This window comes from Streptomyces sp. SAI-127 (genome assembly GCF_029894425.1).
Lineage (GTDB): Bacteria > Actinomycetota > Actinomycetes > Streptomycetales > Streptomycetaceae > Streptomyces.
In genome coordinates this window covers 8,271,526-8,290,446 of sequence record NZ_JARXYJ010000001.1, presented here as the reverse complement: position 1 = coordinate 8,290,446, position 18,921 = coordinate 8,271,526, and the positions used below count along the sequence as shown (strand labels likewise).

Here is an 18,921-nt window from a genome sequence, read left to right as displayed (position 1 = left end):
GCTACTTCAGTCGGTCGCCCGGGAGTTCGCCCGCCGAGACCTCCAGCACGCCCCGCTCGGTCACCAGGCCGGTCACCAGGCGCCCCGGGGTCACGTCGAAGGCCGGATTGTGGCCGCGGGACTGTGCTGGTGCCGTCCGTATCCCACCCCACTCCAGCACCTCAGTCTCGCCGCGGAGCTCGATGTGGATCTCGTCGCCGGTCGCGGTGGAGCGGTCCACCGTGGTCGTCGGTGCCGCCACCAGGAACGGGATGCCCGCGTCGGCGCAGGCCAGGGCGACGCCCACGGTGCCCACCTTGTTCGCCGTGTCGCCGTTCGCCGCGATGCGGTCCGCGCCGACGATCGCCGCGTCGACCTCCCCGCGCAGAATCGTTCCTGCGGCGGCCCCGTCCACCTGGACGTAGTGCGGGATGCCCTCCTGGACCAGCTCCCAGGCGGTCAGCCGGGATCCCTGCAGCAGGGGACGCGTCTCGTCGGCGTAGACGACCTCCAGGCGTCCGCGCGCGTGCAGTTCACGGATGACGCCGAGCGCCGTCCCCCATCCGGCCGTCGCGAGCGCGCCCGTGTTGCAGTGCGTCAGGATCCTCAACGGCCGGTCCACACCGACCCGTTCGAGCAGCCAGTCGGCGCCGAACACGCCCATCGCGCGGTTCGCCGAGACGTCCTCGCGCTGGACGGCCGCGGCCTCCTCGAGCACCGCGCCGAGCCCCTCGCCGAACCGGGTCATGACCCGGTCCACGCACACCATGAGGTTGACGGCGGTGGGCCGGGCCTCCCGGACGCGGGCGACGGCCGCCCGCACCTCGGCCTCCGACCATCCCTCCCGCTTCCCCTGCAGGAGAGCCAGCGCGACGCCGTAGGCCCCCGCCGCCCCGATCGCGGGCGCGCCCCGCACCACGAGGCGCTGGATCGCGTCGACCAAGGTGTCCACATCGCGGACATCCCTCGTCTCGGCGCGGTGCGGCAGCAGCGTCTGGTCGATGAGCGCGAGGCCGGATCCGGTCCATTCGACAGCGCGCAGTTCCTGGGGCATTTCGGGGCACTCCTGATGTTCCGGTGGGTCTCGCCACCGTACATGACCTGGGGGAACCACAGTTCGAGACAGTCGTACAGATGTACGAAAAGCGGGGGTGGCACTCGGACTGGCCATGAATCTGCTCGCCGTGGGCCTCACCGGCTTCCTCTTGCGTACGGTCTTCGGTGTGCAGGCACTCTTTTGACGATCCGTCACCGGCCCGCCGCCTCGCCGTGTCCGCCCTTCCGGAGCCACCTCATGAGCCAGGACCTGCTGCCCGTCACCCGCATACCCCGCACCGGGCTCCCGGCGCGCGCGGTCGTCGTCGGTGACCCCGCCCGCGCGGCCACCGTCGCCGCCCTCCTCGACGGCGCCGAGGAGGTGTCGTTCCACCGCGAATACCGCGTGTTCAGCGGCAGTTGGAAGGGCGTGCCGGTCACGGTCGCCTCGCACGGGGTGGGCGGCCCCGGTGCGATGCTGCTGTTCCAGGAGCTGGCCGACGCGGGGGCCGGCACGATCCTGCGGTTCGGCACGGCGGGCGCGATCAAGCCCGGGATCTGCGACGGCGATCTCGTCATCGCGGAGGCGGCCGTACGGGACGACGGGGTCACCCAGCAGCTGATGCCGCCCGAGTACCCGGCCGTCTCGGCACCCGAGGCGGTCCTCGCACTCCAGCGCGCGGCCCGTGAGACCGGGGCACCGCACCACCGGGGCATCGTCTGGACACGGGCGGCCTTCCAGCCCGGGCTCCTCCCCCTCTTCTCCTACGACGGCGCCGGGCTCGCGGCGATCGAGATGGAGCTGTCGGCGCTGCTGGTCGCCGCCTCGCTGCGAGGGCTCGTCGCCGGTGGTGTGCTCGTGATCGACGGGGCGAACGCGGACGAGCTGGTGGACCAGGAGGGCACCAGCGTCTACGACCCGCACCGGGAGGTCGTCGCGGCCGGTGTCGAGCGGGGTGCGGTGGTCTCCCTGGAGGCACTGCGGCTGCTCGCCGAGGGGGACACGCTGTGAACATCGACCCGTGCTGCACGGCGACCTGATCGTCCTGGACCTGGACGCGCCGCATCTGCGGCCACTGCACGACCCCTGGTCGACACGGCGCACGCGGCGCACTCGGCGGACGTCCGTGACACCGTCGTGGACGGGCGGATGCTGATGCGGGACCGGGAGCCGCGCACGCTCGACGAGCGGGCCGTGATCGCCGATCTGGAGGCGCTCGTCTGAGCAGACCTCATAATGAGCTGAGACATCCGACGTCTCAGCGCAATGCGGGGCGAGAAGGAGGCCGGACATGGCTGTCACCGACGAGGCGATCGAGAAGATCAAGGGCATGATCGTCTCTGGCGCGCTGCGCCCCGGCGACCGGCTCCCCAAGGAGAGCGAGCTCGCCTCCGAGCTGGGGCTGTCCCGCAACTCGCTGCGCGAGGCCGTGCGGGCGCTGTCGCTGATCCGCATCCTGGACGTACGGCAGGGCGACGGCACGTATGTGACCAGCCTGGATCCGCAACTCCTGCTGGAGGCGATGAGCTTCGTCGTCGACTTCCACCGCGACGACACGGTCCTGGAGTTCCTGGCCGTGCGCCGCATCCTGGAGCCGGCCGCCACGGCGATGGCCGCCTCCCGGATCAGCGAGCAGCAACTGGACGCGCTCTCCGCCCAGTTGGACAAGCTCGGCGACAGCCCGTCGGTGGAGGAGCTGGTGGCCTGCGACCTGGACTTCCACCGCGGGATCGTGCAGAGCTCCGGAAACTCCGTACTGTGCTCGCTGCTTGACGGACTGTCAGGTCCCACCACCCGGGCCCGGATCTGGCGCGGACTGACCCAGGAGGACGCGGTCAGCCGCACCCTTCACGAGCACCGCGCGATCCTCGCCGCCCTGCGCGACCGGGACGGCGAGGCGGCCCGGTCGTGGGCGACGGTGCACATCGCGAGCGTGGAGCAGTGGCTGCGATCCACTCTGTGAGTTTCGCGGCGGGGACCGTGGGGGTGGGTGTCCTTTTGCGGGTGCCGGCTCGTTGTGGCTGGTCGCGCCCACGCGGCGGAGCGGCATATCGACACGGCCCTCGCCCCTGAGGTCGGGACAACCCCCGGGTGAGAGGCCCGGGTGTTTCAGGGCGGCGAACGGGGCAGTGATCCGTTCACTCCCCCGTGCGAGGGGGCTGCGGGCGCCCCCGCCGGACGCCGTAAGGTTGGTGCGTTAAGCGAGGGCACGTCGGAAGGAGGCGCTGGGTGATCGAGCTCGAGGGGGTTCCCGAGCTGATCGACCCGGTCATGGTGGCCGCGTTCGAGGGCTGGAACGACGCCGGCGACGCCGCCTCCACCGCGGTCGCACATCTGGACAAGGAGTGGAAGGGCGAGGTGTTCGCGGCGCTCGACGCCGAGGACTACTACGACTTCCAGGTGAACCGCCCCACCGTGTGGCTGGACGGCGGAGTGCGCAAGATCACGTGGCCGACGACAAGGTTGTCGGTGGTCCGCGTCGGCGGCGACAAGCCGCGCGATCTGGTACTCGTCCGAGGCATCGAACCGTCGATGCGATGGCGCTCGTTCTGCAACGAGCTGCTGGGCTTCGCCCACGAACTGGGCGTGGAGCTGGTGGTGATCCTGGGCGCGCTGCTCGGCGACACCCCGCACACCCGTCCGGTTCCGATCAGCGGGACCACGTCCGACGCGGACCTGGCCCAGCGGATGGACCTGGAGGAGACCAAGTACGAGGGCCCGACGGGCATCGTCGGCATCCTCCAGGAGGCCTGCACCCACGCGGGCGTGCCCGCGGTGTCCTTGTGGGCGGCCGTACCGCACTACGTGTCGCAGCCGCCGAACCCGAAGGCGACGCTGGCCCTCCTGAACCGTCTGGAGGACCTGATCGACGTACGGATCCCGCTGGGCGAGCTGGCCGAGGACGCGCGCGCCTGGCAGGTGGGCGTGGACCAGCTGGCCGCCGAGGACACCGAGGTCGCGGAGTACGTCCAGACGCTGGAGGAGGCCCGGGACACCGCGGAGCTGCCGGAGGCCTCGGGCGAGGCGATCGCCCGGGAGTTCGAGCGGTATCTACGGCGCCGGGACGGCGGCCAGCCGGGGCAGCCGGGCGGTCACGCGACCGCGGACGGCAGTGACAGCGCGGCCTATCTGCGGGACAGCCCCAGCGGTCGAGCGAAGCCTCCCAAGCCGCCGAAGCCGGAGGCAGAGGCCGAGACGGAACCGGAGACGGACGACGAGGACTCGTCGTCGGAGGACTGAGCCGAGGACCGGGCCGGTGAGGGCGGTGCGCGGGACGCGCACCGCCCTCGGCCGTGTCAGACCTGCCGCACCGCCACCGCGTCGTACTCGGTGGTGGGCGTCGGCTCCACGTCGAAGCGCGCGTTGGGCAGATACAGGCGACTGCCCCAGGCCGCCACCGTCGTCGGGATGCGGAAGCGCGGGTCGGTGATCCGGGTGATCGCGGTGCCCCGGGTGCCGGCGTCGTTCAGCCGGAACACGTCGATCGCGTTCTGCTGCTGCTGGACGGCGTAGAGGATCCGGCCGAGCAGGAGCAGGCCGTCGCCGTTGGGCAGTTTCGCTGCGCCCAGGTCGACGGCGCGGGCGGCGCCGGTGCGCGGGTCGACCCGCATGAGGCCGCCGCCGTTCGCGAAGGCGTTCACCACGAGCAGGGCGCGGCCGTCGGGGGTGCGCTCGATGCCGTTGGCCGTGAAGTCGGGGCCCTGCTGCCATTCCCCGGTCAGCGGTACGGTCGCCACCGCTCCCTTGGCCAGCTTGTAGAGCACCGGCTTGAAGGAGTCGGTGAACCAGGCGGCGCCCGGGGTGAGGATCACGTCGTTCACGAAGGTGCCGCCGGTGGCGTACACCTGTTCGGTCTCGCCGGAGCGGGCGTCGACGGTCCGTATCTCGCCGCTGTCGCCGCCGGCGAGGAAGAGTCTGCCGTGCCGGTCGATCTTCAGGCCGACCGTCGGACGTCCGGCGCCCTTGGCGACGATCCTGCCGCGGCCGGTGGCGAGGCTGGCCCGGTAGATGTCTCCGTTCGCGAGGGAGCCGAAGTAGGCATACGGCTCGGAGCCGATGGTGATGCCCTCGGGCTGGAAGCCGTCGGGGAGGGGGAACTGCGCGGGCCACGCGGCCTGCCGGGTCTCGGCCGCGTGCGCGGTGCCGCCGAGCACGGCTGCTCCGGTCAGCGCGGCGGTCGTGGTCAGGAGTGTGCGACGTGCGAAGGAACGGTCTGCGGGTGCCACGGTGCGTCCTTCCGCGAGGGGGCCGGCGCACGGCCGGCCGAACAGACGAGCGAAGCTCCCACCCCATCACATGACGGCTGTCTCCACAGCCTTTGGCCGGATTGTGACGGGACATCGGTTTCCGGACGGATTGCACCCGTTACCCAATTCAACTTGTTTCCAAACCGAGTTGGTGAAACAGGGCTGGACGAGCCGCCGTTGCGGTGCTTGGTTGTCCCCCGGAAGGCACTGAAGGCACCCGCAGAACCCGCACGGACGAAGGGAGCGGTACCCGATGACCGAGCAGGTACAGCCGCCACAGGGCCCGGGAGCCTCCGGGCCGGGCCCCGACGGAGCGGGATTCACCTACCGGGGAGCCGAACAGGAACTGATCGTCGTCGCCCGCCCCGAGGCCCGGCTGCGTGCCGGGGCCGAGGGCGTCCGCTCCGCGGCGGGCGCGGACGTGTCGGCCCTCAACATGTTCCTCAGCGACGAACAGCTCGCCCTGGAGCCGCTGTTCGGCAGCGAGGAGCGACTCCAGCAGTCGGCCGTCCCGGGCGCCGAGGACGTGTCCGATCTCGCGCGGTTCTACCGGGTGCGCGGCGGACAGGACCGGGCGCAGGAACTGCGGGCGCGGATCGCCGCGCTGCCGGGCATCGACACGGCGTACGTCAAACCGCCCGCCGTGCCCGCGACGGTGGACGACGACCGCCGGCTGAAGGAGGGCGCGCCCGTCACGCCCGACTTCACCGGCCGGCAGGGCTATCTGCGCCCCGCGCCCGAGGGGATCGACGCCCACTGGGCCTGGCAGCGCCCCGGTGGAACGGGTCAGGGGGTGACCGTGATCGACGTCGAGGGCGCCTGGCAGCTGGGCCACGAGGACCTGGCGGCCAAGCTCGCCGGCGTGGTCGTCGGCACCCCGCTGACCGATCTGGCCTGGCGCAACCACGGCACCGCCGTGATCGGCGTCATCGGCGGTGATCAGGGCGAGCGCGGAGTGACCGGGATCGTTCCGGAAGCGGTGACGGCGGCCGCGTCCTTCCAGGGGATCGGCACCGCCGCCGCGATCCAGGCGGCGGCCGACCGGCTCGGCCCCGGTGACGTCGTCCTGGTCGAACTGCACCGTCCGGGACCGCGGTTCGACCACGAGATCCGTGACGATCAGAAGGGCTACATCGCGATCGAGTGGTGGCCGGACGACTACGCGGCCATCCGGTACGCGACCGGCAAAGGCGTTCTCGTCGTGGCGGCCGCGGGCAACGGCGGCGAGTCCCTCGACGACGCCGTCTACGAGCGCCGCCCCGACGAGTTCCCCGAGTGGTGGCGCAACCCGTTCAACCCCTCCAACCAGTCCTCCGGTGCCGTCCTGGTCGGCGCGGGCGCCCCGCCGCCCGGCACGCACGGCCGCGACCACGGCCCGGACCGCTCACGCCTGGCGTTCTCCAACTACGGCGCGCGCGTGGACGCGCAGGGCTGGGGACGCGAGGTCACGACCACCGGCGGCTTCTGGGACAAGCCCGGCGACCTTCAGGGCGGGCCCGAGGAGATCGCCTGGTACACGGACACGTTCTCCGGGACGTCCTCCGCCTCCCCGGTGGTGGTCGGCGCGCTGGCCGCGCTGCAGGGCATGCTCAAAGCGGCCGGCCAGCCGCCGATGTCCCCGGAACGCGCCCGTGCGGTGCTGCGCGCCACGGGCTCCCCGCAGCAGGACGCACCGGGCCGTCCCGCCTCACAGCGGATCGGCAACCGTCCCGACATCAAGGCGGCGGTCACCCGGCTGCTGCCGGAGGCGGTCGGCTCGGGCCAGGCCGAGAGGTACTGGGACGAGCTCCTGCCCTATCCCCGTGAACTCCCGCCGCGTCTGAGGCTGTTCGTGGCCGGCGCCTGGCGCAACCTCAACCACCCGTCCCCCGAGATCCGGCAGGCGGTGCACACCGCCTTCGCGAGCGGACGGCCCGACGTCCGGGTGTGGTTCTCGGACGACGAGATCGTCGGCCTGGTGATCACCGGCTGACGGTCCGGCACGGCACGTCCCGTCACATCAAACGGAAGGTGACACACGCATGAGCATCACCCCGCAGATGGGCCAGCACGGACAGCAACAGGGTCAGCAGTTCCCGACGACCTCGCCCTACCAGCAGCAGGGCTTCGGACAGCAGGGCGGCCAGCAGGGCTTCGGCATGGGCGCCGGCTCCATGGAGCAGCTCCAGCAGCTCGGTCAGCAGCAGCCGTTCCAGCAGCTGTTGCAGCAGCTGGGCGGCCAGCAGCAACAGCAGCAGCCCTTCGGGCAGGCACAGCAGCAGGACCAGCAGGCGCAGCAGCAGGAGCGTCAGGTGCAGCAGGAGCTGACGCAGCTCGCGCAGCAGGTGGTCCAGCAGATCGTCCAGCAGGTGCAGGCGCAGGCCCTCGCCTCCGGTGTGGCGAACGGCTTCATCGACATCGTGCACCCGCTCCAGGGCCAGCCCCAGCAGGTCTTCCTGCGGATCAACGGCCAGTTCCGGGTCCTGAACAACCCGGGCCCGCAGATCCACCAGCAGATGCAGGAGGCCTTCGCGTTCGGCCACCAGGTGATCGGCATCTGGGACTCCCAGTCCCCGAACGTCCTGCGCAGCGTGCGGATCCAGCGGATCTGACCGGCGGCTGAAAGACAAAGGGGCGCTTCCTCACCGCGGAGGGAAGCGCCCCTTTGCGTACGGCCTTACAGCGCGACGCCGAGCAGCGCGTCCACCGCACGTGTCACCACGCCCGGCGCGCCCATGTCGGCTCCGCCCCGCTCCTCCTGCGCGACGGCCCAACGGTCGACGGCGGCCAGCGCGGTGGGGGCGTCCAGGTCGTTCGCGAGGGCCTCGCGGATCTCCTCGACCAGCGTCTCGGCGGACGGCCCGTCGGGCCGGGAGACGGCGGCACGCCAGCGGCCCAGCCGGTCCACGGCGTCCTGGAGGACCTGGTCGGTCCACTCCCAGTCGGCCCGGTAGTGGTGGGCGAGCAGCGCCAGCCGGATGGCGGCGGGGTCGACGCCCTCGCGCCGCAGCCGCGACACGAAGACGAGGTTGCCCTTCGACTTGGACATCTTCTCGCCGTCGAGGGCGACCATGCCGGCATGGACGTACGCCTTGGCCATGGGGAACTCGCCGGTCAGCACCTGGGCGTGGGAGGCGCCCATCTCGTGGTGCGGGAAGGCGAGATCGGAGCCGCCGCCCTGGACGTCGAAGGTCATGCCCAGGTGGTCGAGAGCGATCGCGACGCACTCGATGTGCCAGCCGGGGCGTCCCCGGCCGAGCGAGGCGCCGTCCCAGCTGGGCTCGCCCTTCCGGGCGGCCATCCACAGCATCGGGTCCAGCGGGTTCTTCTTGCCCGGACGGTCCGGGTCGCCGCCGCGCTCGGCGGACAGCAGCCGCATGGCGGCCGCGTCGAGGTTCGAGACCTTGCCGAAGTTCGGGTCGGACTCGACGGAGAAGTAGACGTCCCCTTCGAGCTCGTACGCGGCACCGGCGTCCCGCAGCCGCTCGACGAGCGGCACGATCCCGGGTATCGCCTCGACCGCGCCGATGTAGTGCTGCGGGGGCAGCATCCGCAGGGCGGTCATGTCCTCGCGGAAGAGGGCCGTCTCCTTCTCGGCGAGGGCGGCCCAGTCGAGGCTGTCCCGCTCGGCGCGCTCGAGGAGCGGGTCGTCGATGTCGGTGACGTTCTGGACGTAGTGAACCTGGCGCTTGGTGTCGAGCCACACGCGCTGCACGAGGTCGAACGCGTTGTAGGTCGCCGCGTGCCCTATGTGGGTGGCGTCGTACGGCGTGATGCCGCAGACGTAGAGACGGGCGACAGGACCGGGGTCGAGGGAGACCAAGCCACCGGTCGCGGTGTCGTGGATCCTCAGGTCGCGGCCCTGACCAGGCAGGGCGGGGACCTCGGAAGCGGGCCAGGCATGCATGTCATGAGCCTAACCGGACGGATGTTCCGTATACGAACCGGACCGGGCCGGATGGCCGGTAAGGCCTTCTTGCGCGGTACGGGCCTGTGTGCAGTGTGCTGCTAAACGGGCGGCCAGGGAATGGCCGGCCACTCACCGCTCGGTTCCGGGTGCTTCCCGGAGTCCAGCAGCGCGTCGACACGCGCGCGCGTGGCGTCGAGTTCGGCGGCGGTGATCAGTACGGCGAGACGCCGGGCGAGCGCTCCCGAGGGGCCGAGCGTCTCCTTGAGGCTCTTGAGGACGTCGACCGCCTCTCCCGTCAGGGGTTCCCCGGCCCAGCCCCACAGGAGCGTGCGGAGCTTGTTCTCGGTGTTGAAGGTCACTCCGTGGTCGATGCCGTAGAGGTGACCGCCCTCGGCCGGCAGCAGATGGCCGCCCTTGCGGTCCGCGTTGTTGATCACCGCGTCGAGGACCGCGAGCCGGCGCAGCCGCTCGTCGTCCGCGTGCACCAGGAGCGCGGTCCTGCCTTCGTCGACCTCGGCGAAGCCGATGGCCTTCCAGCCGGGCTCGGGTTCCTCGGCGTCGACCAGGGCGAGCAGTTCGCTGCCCGGCACGCCCTCGATCCACAACTGGCACATGCCCTCGCCGTAGGGTCCGTCCCGCAGCACGGTGGGCGGCACCAGGCCCCAGCCGGTCGCCTCGGACACCTCGTACGCGGCGACCTCGCGCTGGGCGAGGGTGCCGTCCGGGAAGTCCCAGAGGGGCCTCTCGCCGCGGACCGGCTTGTAGACGCAGAGGGCCTCCTGGCCGTCGTGGGAGACGGAGCAGTGCAGCACCGCGTTGGACGCGTCCCGGATCTGGCCGCGAACCGTCAGCTCACCCCTGGCGAGCAGCTCTGCCGTGGTCACGCTCCGCGGCGGTATCCGTTCTGGCGCGGACATACGTGTCCTTCCGGGTCGAGCGGGAGGCTGCACAGCGGGCACGGCGGCCGCCCGGCGTTGACGACGTCCAGGGCACGCTTGGCGAAGGCCCTGGCCTGCGCGCCGGTGAGCCGGACCCGCAGCATCGGGGGTCCGTTCTCCTCGTCCTGGAGGAGCTTCTCCTCGGCCTCGGCGAGGTCCTCCTCGGACTCGGCCTCCAGCTCCACGAGGGCCTGCGCCTCGACGATCATGCGCTGCTCCTCGCCGTCCCAGGCGAGGGCCATGGTGCCGACCCGGAACTCCTCCTCGATGGGGGTGTCGAGGGGGGCGGTGTCGGCGACCTCGGTGGGCGACACCGCCGGCACCGGGGCGCTGCCGCCGCTGCGCCGCACGACCTCGTCGAGGAGTTCTTCCATCCGCTCGGCGAGAGCGGCCACCTGCGTCTTCTCCAGGGCCACGCTGGTCACTCGGGGGCCGGCCGTGGCCTGGAGGAAGAACGTACGGCGCCCGGGCAGTCCGACCGTGCCGGCCACGAAGCGGTCCGGCGGGTCATAGAGGAACACCTGACGGGACACGTCCTGTCTCCATTGGATTCGTGAGTACGGGAACGTCCATGCGTGAACGCGCTTGCGTGAACCGCTTCACCCTACTGCGCCCGACGATCACGGTGCGCCCGCACCACCACCGACCGGGGCGTCACCGCCCGCGGCCTCCTCGCGCGGCACCAGGGACGCGAAGTCACCGGTGTCGCCGAGGCGGACGAGAAACGGCCGCAGACGTGTGTACCGGATGACAGTGATGGAACACGGTTCGACAGAGATCCTCTGGAAGAGGTCGAGATGAAGTCCCAGTGCGTCCGCGACGAGCGACTTGATGATGTCGCCGTGCGAGCACATCAGATAGACGGCGTCGGCTCCGTGATCGCGCTCCACGCGCGCGTTCCACTCGCGTACGGCCTCCGCCGCGCGCGTCTGCATCGCTCGCATGGACTCGCCGCCGGGAAACGCGGCCGCCGACGGATGCGCCTGGACGACCTCCATGAGCGGCTCGTCCCCCAGCTCCGCGAGCTTGCGGCCGGACCAGTCGCCGTAGTGGCACTCCCCGATGCGTTCCTCGCTGTGCGCCGGGAGGCCGGGCCGGGCGTCGAGCAGCGGCTGAATCGTTTCCTGACAGCGCTGGAGGGGGCTGGCGACGACTTCGGAGATCGGCACTCCTTCGAGCCGTCCGGGCAGCGAGGCGGCCTGTGCGGTGCCGCGCTCGTCGAGGGCCACCCCGGGCGTCCACCCGGCGAGCAGCCCCTCGGTGTTCGCGGTGGATCGTCCGTGCCTGACAAGGATCAACGTGGGCATGCGGCCCAGAGTAGGCGTACGCCGGACCGCGGCGTCCTTCGAGCGACGGGAGAACACACTCCGTGATCGTTGACTGTGCCATTTACCGGGAAGGGCATCGCTCGGAGGGGCCCGAGGACCTGTCCGACGCGCTGGACGAGGCGCGATCGGCGGGCGGGTTCGTCTGGATCGGCCTGCACGAGCCGACGGAGAAGGAGTTCGACCTGGTCACCCGGGAGTTCGGACTGCACCCACTGGCGGTGGAGGACGCTCTCAAGGCACATCAGCGGCCCAAGCTGGAGGTGTACGACGACTCGCTGTTCGTGGTCCTCAAGCCGGTGCTGTACGAGCCGGAGAGCGACACCGTCTCCACCGGCGAGGTCATGCTCTTCCTCGGCGACGCCTTCGTGGTGACGGTCCGTCATGGCGTGGGCTCACCGCTGAAGGCCGTGCGGGAGCGCCTCGAGCAGGAGCCGCAGTTGCTCGGCAAGGGGCCCACCTCGGTGTTGTACGCGGTCGCCGACGCCGTCGTGGACCACTACCTGGAGGTGGCGACGGAGCTGGCGAACGACCTGGAGGAGCTGGAGGCGGAGGTCTTCTCGCCGGACGGCGGCGGCTCACGGCACACCGCGTCCCGGATCTACACCTTCAAGCGGCAGATCCTGGAGTTCCGCCGCGCCACCGTCCCGCTCTCGATGCCCCTGACCCGGCTCGCGGGCGTGGGGGCGTACGGCGGGACGGTGCCGTTCGTGAACGACAGGGCGCAGCCCTTCTTCCGTGACGTCAACGACCACCTCGCGCGCGTGAACGAGTCGGTGGAGGGCCTGGACCGGCTGGTGTCGGACGTCCTGTCGGCGCATCTCGCGCAGATGAGCGTCCGGCAGAACGACGACATGCGGAAGATCTCCGCGTGGGCGGCCATGGCGGCGGTCCCCACGATGATCGCGGGGATCTACGGCATGAACTTCGACCACATGCCGGAGCTGCACTGGGTGTGGGCGTATCCGGCGGTGATCGCGCTGATGGGCGTTCTGGAAGTGCTGTTGTACCGGACGTTCAAGCGCCGGGGCTGGCTGTAGGGGGGTCCTCAGGCGAACTCGGGGGCCGAGGTGGCGGGTCCGCCGAGGGCGTCTCGGCGCTCCGGCGGCTTCAGGGAGACCATGCGGCGCCAGCCCGCGGCACGTTCGTAGACGTAGACGCCGTGGATGCCCGCCGCGAGGACGGCGGACTTCGCCCGGGACCAGCCGAGGATCCTTCCCATGTGGGCCATCACCGCGAGGCTGACATCCCGGTAGACGCGGATCTCGGCCAGCGCGCACTCCCTGAGCGTGTGCCGGATGGCGTGGCCGTGGCCGGCGTGGGTGAAGCGCAGCAGTTCCTCGTGGCAGTACGCGAGGTGGTTGTCCTCGTCGCCCGAGATCATCTTCACCGCCCGGCCGAGCTCGGGGTGGTCGGCGAAGTGCTTGCGCAGCAGCTCCATCTGCTCGGAGGCCCGCTGTTCGGTGACCCTGCTGTGGGCGAGGTAGGTGACGATGTCCTGCACGGTCAGCGGCTCGTCGCTCTTGAGCTTCTCGTGGGCGAGGCCGATGCCGTGCTTCTCCAGAAGCATCGTGTAGTCCGTCTCGGGCGGTACGGGCACGGGTTCGAGACCGCGTTTCCTCATCAGGGCGTTGAAGATCCGCCCGTGCTTGTCCTCATCGGCGCCGTGCCGGGTGATCTTGGGGGCGAGCGCGCGCTCGCTCGACGGCACCAGCGCTGCGATGCGGGCGTTCTCCCAGCCGCCCTGCGACTCCCCGCTGGCCGCGATGGAGCAGAACAGCCGGAAGGACTCGTCGTTGTCGAGGATCTCCTGGAACAGACTCTTGGCCGAAAGCATCGTGGGGCACCTCTCTGCCGGACTCGCGGCAATCCGCAAAGAAAGAGTCAAATGCGGCGCGAGGGGTGCTGCAACAGCTGTGTCGGACAACTCCGCCGAAAGGATGACGTCCGGGGTCGCGAGGGGCGTAACCGCGAAGGGCACGCGCGCGTTGAAGCACATGACGGCCGTGGCGGGGAAGACCCCCGAGCCCCCACCACGGCCGCGGAAACCTCACGCGGTCGAACCGTGTGTCCGTGCGCAGGCGCCGTTATGCGAGCCCGGCCCGCTCCAGGGCCTCGGTGCCGGCCCTGAGTGAGGCGAGCCGCTCGTCGAGCGTGAAGCCGGCGGGGGCCAGGGTGAGCGTGGTGACGCCGGCCGCCGCGTACTCCCTCATCCGGTCCGCGATGCGGTCCACGGAGCCGAGCAGCGTCGTCTTGTCGATCAGGTCGTGCGGGATGGCGGCGGCGGCGCCGTCCTTGTCGCCGCCCAGGTACTTGTCCTGGATCTCGGCGGCCGCCGCCTCGAAGCCCATGCGCTGGGCGAGCTGGTTGTAGAAGTTCTGCTTGCGGCTGCCCATGCCGCCCACGTACAGCGCGGTGTAGGGGCGGAAGGTGTCGGCGAGCGTGGTCACGTCCTTGTCCTCGCCGAGGGCGAGCGGGAGGGTCGGGGCGATGTCGAACCCGTCGAGGGTCTTGCCGGCCTTCTCCCGCCCGGCGCGCAGATGCCGGATCGCGGTGTCCTCCAGGTGCTCGGCGGAGGGGAAGATCAGCAGGGCGCCGTCGGCGATCTCGCCGGTCTGCTCCAGGTTCTTCGGGCCGATCGCGGCGATGTACAGCGGGATGTGCTCGCGCTCGGGGTGCACGGTCAGCTTGAGCGGCTTGCCGGGGCCGCCGGGCAGGGGCAGTGTCCAGTGCTGTCCCTCGTAGGAGAGGCGCTCGCGCGACATGGCCTTGCGCACGATCTCGACGTACTCACGCGTGCGTGCCAGCGGCTTGTCGAACTTGACGCCGTACCAGCCCTCGGAGACCTGCGGTCCCGAGACGCCGAGGCCGAGCCGGAAGCGGCCGCCGGAGAGGGAGTCGAGGGTGGCGGCGGTCATCGCGGTCATCGCCGGCTGGCGGGCCGGGATCTGGAAGATGGCCGAGCCGACGTCGATGCGCTCGGTCTGTGCGGCGACCCAGGTGAGCACGGTGGCCGCGTCCGAGCCGTAGGCCTCGGCGGCCCAGCAGACGGCGTATCCGAGCCGGTCGGCCTCCTGGGCGACGGCGAGATTGTCCGCGTCCATTCCGGCGCCCCAGTAGCCGAGGTTGATCCCGAGCTGCATGGCCGATTCCCCTTACCGATCAGTAACGTCCTTGTCGGCAGACCTTAGCGCGGCAAGGCGCGCCGGGGCAGGTCGCGGCCCGTGCCGATGAGTGGACGGCGATCACCGCGCACCTGTCGCAATCCGTTGTCCACAGGCCCCCACGCGACAGGTTCTGGCCAGTAATCTCGGCGTTCATGGAGCAGAGGCATCTCGGCCGTACCGGCCTGCGCGTGTCCCGCATCGGACTCGGCACCCTCACCTGGGGCAGGGACACCGACGAACACGACGCGGCGGACCTCCTGAAAACCTTCTGGGAGGCGGGCGGGACGCTGGTCGACACGGCGGACGTGTACGGCGACGGGGAGGCCGAGTATCTGCTCGGACGTCTCATAGAAGGCCTGGTCCCGCGCCGGGACCTGATCATCTCCACCAAGGCCGGCAGCGTGCCCGACCCGGACATCCGCGTCGACTGCTCGCGCGGGCACCTGCTCTCCGCGCTGGACGACTCACTGGCCCGGCTCGGCACGGACTACGTCGACATCTGGAACATCCACTCCTACGACCCCTGCACCCCGCTGGAGGAGACGCTCCAGGCCCTCGACCTGGCCGTCAGCAGCGGCCGCGCCCGCTATGCCGGGGTGTCCAACTTCTGCGGCTGGCAGCTCGCCAAGGCGGGCACCTGGCAGCTGGCGGCCCCCGGGACGCGCACTCGGCTGGCCGCCACGCAGCTGGAGTACTCGCTGCTGCAGCGCGGGATCGAGCGGGAGGTACTGCCGGCCGCGCTCGATCTGGGCATCGGGCTGCTGCCCTCCTCGCCGCTGGGCCGCGGTGTCCTGACGGGCAAGTACCGCAACTCCACTCCGCCCGACTCGCGGGGTGCCTCGGAGCATCTCGCGCCGTTCGTCGCGCCCTACCTCGACGACACCGCGAGCCGCATCGTGGACGCGGTGACCACGGCGGCCGACGGGCTCGCGGTGACGCCGCTCCAGGTGGCCCTCGCATGGGTCCGGGACCGGCCGGGAGTGGCCGCGCCGATCGTCGGCGCGCGCAACTCGCAGCAGCTCACGGCGGCATTGTCAGTGGAGGCCCTTAGTCTTCCTGACGAGATCTGCCGGGCGCTCGACGATGTGTCGGTGCCCGTGCACCGCTATCCCGATCACGACTGGAGCACGCTGTGAGCACGGAGCCGGAGCCCACGGAGAAGACCGAGCCGGGGACGCGGGGCGCCGCGCCGGAGCCGGAGGGCGCGGGGGAAGCGCCGGGCCGGGCGACGGACGATGTCGCGGCGAGCTCCGGGGGCGGCGAGGCGGGGGCGGGCGACAGCGCCGGGGCCGGTGAGGGCGGCGGTGGGACGGGGGCGGCCGGGGGCGAGGCCGGTGAAGGTGTGAGTGACGGGCCTGCCGGCGGCGAGGAAGCGAAGGCCGACGCGGGCGAAGGCGGTGACTCCGCCGACGGTGACGCGGACGGCGCGGACAAGGCGCAGTTGTCCGAGGCCGAGGCCGAGTTGGCGGCCCAGCGGCTCGAGCGGGAGCGGATCGCACGGCGGAAGGCCGAGAAACAGCAGCCCGTCGAGAGCGGAGCCAAACTCAGCGGGAAGGCGGCCGATCTCCTCGCGGCCGTACGGGCGGTGGAGAGCGGGGCGAAGCCCGTGGCCGCCGTCTTCAGGGAGCCGGAGCCGCCGCGCCGGCCCGCCCAGGAGCCGGTGCGGCCCCGGCCGGTGTCGGCGCAGGCGACGGGGGCCGGCGGTGCGGTCGGTGTCACCGGTTCCGTCGGCGGGGCCGCGCCGGAGACCGTGGAGGCCGTACAGCGTGTGCTGGCCGAGGGCGGGGCGCCCACGGCCCTCGCGTCGCAGGTCGCCGGGGTCCTCGGGGAAGGGGCCGACGAGGAGTTGCGGGCGGATCCCTGGCAGTTGCTGCGGGTGACGGGCGTACGGCCCGAGCAGGCCGACGGGTTCGCGCGGGAGCTGCTCGGCGCGGAGTGCGCGCCGGACGACGAGCGGCGGGGGCGGGCGGTCACCGTCTGGCTCCTGGAGCAGGCGGCGCTCGCCGGGCACACCGCGCTGGAGATGCCGGCGCTCACCGCCGCGCTGGCCCAGCGGGGCGTGCCGGACGCCGAAGCGGCCGTACAGAGCACGATCGCCGAGGCCGAGGCACTGGTCTTCCAGGACGCCCTCGACCCGGCGGCCCCGGAACCCGCCGAAGAGGCCGAGGACACCGAGGAGGGTGCGGAGCGGCCGGTCCGGATCCTGGTCGGGCTCGAGCGCTACGCCCTCGCGGAGGAGAGCCTCGCCGACGGTCTGGCCCGGCTGATCAACTCCGTGCCCAAGGAGGACGGTTCGGCCGAGGACTGGGAGCGTGCCGCCGCGTCGGCCAGCGGTTCGGCCGCCGAGCTGATCCGTGCGGTGGCGGCGGGCGGCCTGGTCCTGCACACCGGCGGCCAGGCGTCCCTGGCGGAACCCGCGGCGCTGCTGACAGCGGCGCGAGGGCTGGGGCTGCGGGCGTGGGCGGCCACGCACAGCCCACTGGGCCGGGACCGCTTCAGCGACCTGCTCCGAGCCGACCGGCCGAGCGACGACCTAGGCTCGGACGGGGCCGCGCACGAAGAACCCCGCACCGGCACCCCGGCCGGCACCCGGCCCGTCGCGACCGTCGCCGGGCTTCTCTCCGGTGCTGAAGGGCCCGGTCGGGATGGAGACGGGGCGTTCGATCTCGACCTGCTCGTGGTGCTCGACGCGCCTCAGCTGGACGTCGAGACGGCCGCGCTGCTCGTGGAGTCGCTGCCGGACGGGGCGCGGCTGGTGCTGGGCGGAGATCCGGCGGTGCTGTGGTCAGCGGGGCCGGGACGGGTGTTCGCGGATCTGCTCGCCGCGCGGATCTGTCCGCAGGTCGCCTCGCGAAGGCCGGACCCCGGCCCCCTGGGCGAGCTGGTCTCCGGTATCGGCATCGGTGAGCTGAACCAGGTCGAGGCCCCCGGCAAGGAGGTCGTGATCGTGCCGGTGCGGGACGCGGGCGAGGCCGTGCACCGGACCGTGCAACTGGTCGCGGACTCGGTGCCACGGGCGCTCGGGGTGCCCGCCGAGGAGACCCAGGTGATCACACCGGGCCACGGCGGCGCTGCCGGCACCCGTGCCCTCAACGCGGCCCTGAAGGAGCGCCTCAACCCCGGCCCGGGCCGCTTCGGCGGATTCGACCCCGGTGACCGCGTCGCCTACTCCCCCGCACCTGGCCGTACGCTCCCGGGCCGTGTGGTCGGGGCCGACGCGGACGGCCTGCACCTGACCTGCGCCGGCGAGCCCGTGGTCGTGCCGAAGGAGCGCGTGGAGCAGTCCGTGCGCCACGGCTGGGCCCTGACCGCCCACCAGGCGGTGGGTTGCCGCTGGCCCGCGGTGGTCGCGGTACTGCCCGGCGACGCCACCCAGGCCCTGTCCCGCCCCTGGGTCTACACGGCGTTCGGCAGGGCGGACCGCCATCTGTCCGTGGTCCAGGGCGCGGAACAGGCCCTGCCGAGGGCGGTGGCCGAGATCCCGGCCAAGCCGCGAACGACTCGGCTGCCCGTCCTCCTCAGGACACAGACACCGACAGCCGGCTGACTCCGCCCGAAAACGGAGCGCGGCCCCGGAGATCATTCCTCCGGGGCCGCGCCTCATGCGTCTCAGCGACGATCCACGTCCAGCGGTTCCAGGTCCTCGTCCTCGAGATCGGCCCCGTCGGCCTCGTCGTCGACGTCGTCCTCAAGGTCGTCCTCAAGGTCGTCGTCGAAGACCGCGCTGACGTCGAACCGGCACACCACCCGCTCCACGTCGACCTGCTCGAACGGAGCCTCCAGCCACTCCCCCGGCTCGGCCGGTTCGTCCGCCGCGGTGACCCACAGCGTGGAGTCGCCCTCCTCGAGACCGAACTCCTTGTGACGGGATGCGATCTCGTCGGGCTCGAACTCGCCGAACAGCACCCCCAGCGCGCCGTGCACCGTGCCGGAGGCCTCCGCACGGACAGCGTCGTCGGCCGCCTCGACCCGCTGGGCCTGCGCCAGCAACCGCTGCGGCTCCGCCACGGCGTAGTCACGGCGGATCAGCACGCTCAGCGCGTTCGGCTCCTCCGGGCCCGTGTACGCCGGGGCGTCCTCCGCGCCGGGAATCTCGAAGGGGGTGACCTCGTCGTAACGGTCGTAGAGCAGCTCGTCGTACACCTCGGCGGCCGCGGCCAGTTCGTTGAAGGCCTCGTAGACGCCGGGGTCGTCCTCCCCCGACCTCCGTTCGACCGCGGCCAGGTGGCGGTCGAGCGCGGTCTTGACCGCCTCGGCGGCGGCACGTACCTCGGCAGCGGTGGGCTGCACAGCATCAGACATAGGGCAGACGCTATCCGTACCGGGCCCCGGCCCGCACA

At 71.7% G+C, this 18,921-nt stretch carries 17 protein-coding genes; 8 read left to right on the top strand and 9 right to left on the bottom strand.

Features of this window, described 5'->3' with window-relative positions; all coding sequences use genetic code 11:
* Position 1: 1 nt before the first annotated feature.
* Positions 2-1,033 (bottom strand): S-methyl-5-thioribose-1-phosphate isomerase, encoded by a 1,032-nt coding sequence (gene mtnA / locus M2157_RS38120; RefSeq protein WP_280867469.1) that lies wholly within the window; start codon positions 1,031-1,033, stop codon positions 2-4.
* Between the two features lie 240 nt (positions 1,034-1,273).
* On the opposite strand from mtnA, the gene M2157_RS38115 reads away from it, so the two are divergent.
* From M2157_RS38115 to M2157_RS38105, 3 genes are all read left to right on the top strand, one after another.
* Entirely contained in the window at positions 1,274-2,026 is a 753-nt protein-coding gene (locus tag M2157_RS38115; RefSeq protein ID WP_280867468.1) for a nucleoside phosphorylase, read from the top strand.
* Between the two features lie 280 nt (positions 2,027-2,306).
* The gene (locus M2157_RS38110) at positions 2,307-2,978 is read left to right on the top strand and encodes a FadR/GntR family transcriptional regulator (RefSeq protein ID WP_037715364.1); all 672 of its coding nucleotides are present in this window, start codon (positions 2,307-2,309) and stop codon (positions 2,976-2,978) included.
* 266 nt (positions 2,979-3,244) lie between these two features.
* Complete coding sequence (locus M2157_RS38105) at positions 3,245-4,255, top strand: PAC2 family protein (protein ID WP_280856550.1); 1,011 nt, start codon at positions 3,245-3,247, stop codon at positions 4,253-4,255.
* A 56-nt stretch (positions 4,256-4,311) separates the two neighbouring features.
* Here the strand turns inward: M2157_RS38105 and M2157_RS38100 are convergent, their stop codons facing one another.
* Positions 4,312-5,241: a superoxide dismutase gene (locus tag M2157_RS38100; RefSeq protein ID WP_280867467.1), complete on the bottom strand. Its 930-nt coding sequence runs from the start codon at positions 5,239-5,241 to the stop codon at positions 4,312-4,314.
* Positions 5,242-5,515: 274 nt separating this feature from the next.
* On the opposite strand from M2157_RS38100, the gene M2157_RS38095 reads away from it, so the two are divergent.
* Together M2157_RS38095 and M2157_RS38090 are read left to right on the top strand one after the other, a co-directional pair.
* Complete coding sequence (locus M2157_RS38095; RefSeq protein WP_280856552.1) at positions 5,516-7,234, top strand: S8 family peptidase; 1,719 nt, start codon at positions 5,516-5,518, stop codon at positions 7,232-7,234.
* 49 nt (positions 7,235-7,283) lie between these two features.
* Positions 7,284-7,853: a hypothetical protein gene (locus M2157_RS38090; RefSeq protein ID WP_280867466.1), complete on the top strand. Its 570-nt coding sequence runs from the start codon at positions 7,284-7,286 to the stop codon at positions 7,851-7,853.
* Between the two features lie 65 nt (positions 7,854-7,918).
* Here the strand turns inward: M2157_RS38090 and mshC are convergent, their stop codons facing one another.
* The 4 genes from mshC to M2157_RS38070 all read right to left on the bottom strand — a co-directional run bounded on the left by mshC (position 7,919) and on the right by M2157_RS38070 (position 11,396).
* Entirely contained in the window at positions 7,919-9,148 is a 1,230-nt protein-coding gene (mshC, locus tag M2157_RS38085; protein WP_280867465.1) for a cysteine--1-D-myo-inosityl 2-amino-2-deoxy-alpha-D-glucopyranoside ligase, read from the bottom strand.
* 101 nt (positions 9,149-9,249) lie between these two features.
* Positions 9,250-10,068 carry an SCO1664 family protein gene (locus M2157_RS38080; protein WP_280856555.1) on the bottom strand — a complete coding sequence of 273 codons (819 nt, stop codon included), beginning with the start codon at positions 10,066-10,068 and terminating at the stop codon, positions 9,250-9,252.
* On the bottom strand, positions 10,032-10,622 hold the full coding sequence (locus M2157_RS38075) for a DUF3090 domain-containing protein (RefSeq protein ID WP_266526379.1): 591 nt from the start codon (positions 10,620-10,622) through the stop codon (positions 10,032-10,034). The genes M2157_RS38080 and M2157_RS38075 overlap by 37 nt, the downstream gene beginning before the upstream one ends.
* A gap of 87 nt (positions 10,623-10,709) precedes the next feature.
* Positions 10,710-11,396, bottom strand: a complete 687-nt coding sequence (locus M2157_RS38070) for a histidine phosphatase family protein (protein WP_266526381.1) — start codon at positions 11,394-11,396, stop codon at positions 10,710-10,712.
* Positions 11,397-11,458: 62 nt separating this feature from the next.
* Here M2157_RS38070 and corA point away from each other — a divergent pair, with 62 nt between their 5' ends.
* Positions 11,459-12,454, top strand: a complete 996-nt coding sequence (gene corA / locus M2157_RS38065; RefSeq protein ID WP_280867464.1) for a magnesium/cobalt transporter CorA — start codon at positions 11,459-11,461, stop codon at positions 12,452-12,454.
* An 8-nt stretch (positions 12,455-12,462) separates the two neighbouring features.
* Here corA and M2157_RS38060 read toward each other — a convergent pair whose 3' ends face one another.
* Entirely contained in the window at positions 12,463-13,251 is a 789-nt protein-coding gene (locus M2157_RS38060) for a ferritin-like domain-containing protein (protein ID WP_280856557.1), read from the bottom strand.
* A 250-nt stretch (positions 13,252-13,501) separates the two neighbouring features.
* A complete protein-coding gene (locus tag M2157_RS38055; RefSeq protein ID WP_266526387.1) occupies positions 13,502-14,557 on the bottom strand; it encodes an LLM class F420-dependent oxidoreductase in 1,056 nt (351 codons plus the stop codon).
* A 176-nt stretch (positions 14,558-14,733) separates the two neighbouring features.
* On the opposite strand from M2157_RS38055, the gene M2157_RS38050 reads away from it, so the two are divergent.
* Positions 14,734-15,717 carry an aldo/keto reductase gene (locus tag M2157_RS38050; protein WP_280856558.1) on the top strand — a complete coding sequence of 328 codons (984 nt, stop codon included), beginning with the start codon at positions 14,734-14,736 and terminating at the stop codon, positions 15,715-15,717.
* On the top strand, positions 15,714-18,128 hold the full coding sequence (locus M2157_RS38045) for a helix-hairpin-helix domain-containing protein (protein WP_280867463.1): 2,415 nt from the start codon (positions 15,714-15,716) through the stop codon (positions 18,126-18,128). The genes M2157_RS38050 and M2157_RS38045 overlap by 4 nt, the downstream gene beginning before the upstream one ends.
* Before the next feature lie 62 nt (positions 18,129-18,190).
* Here the strand turns inward: M2157_RS38045 and M2157_RS38040 are convergent, their stop codons facing one another.
* On the bottom strand, positions 18,191-18,883 hold the full coding sequence (locus tag M2157_RS38040; RefSeq protein WP_280856560.1) for a hypothetical protein: 693 nt from the start codon (positions 18,881-18,883) through the stop codon (positions 18,191-18,193).
* Positions 18,884-18,921: the final 38 nt, after the last annotated feature.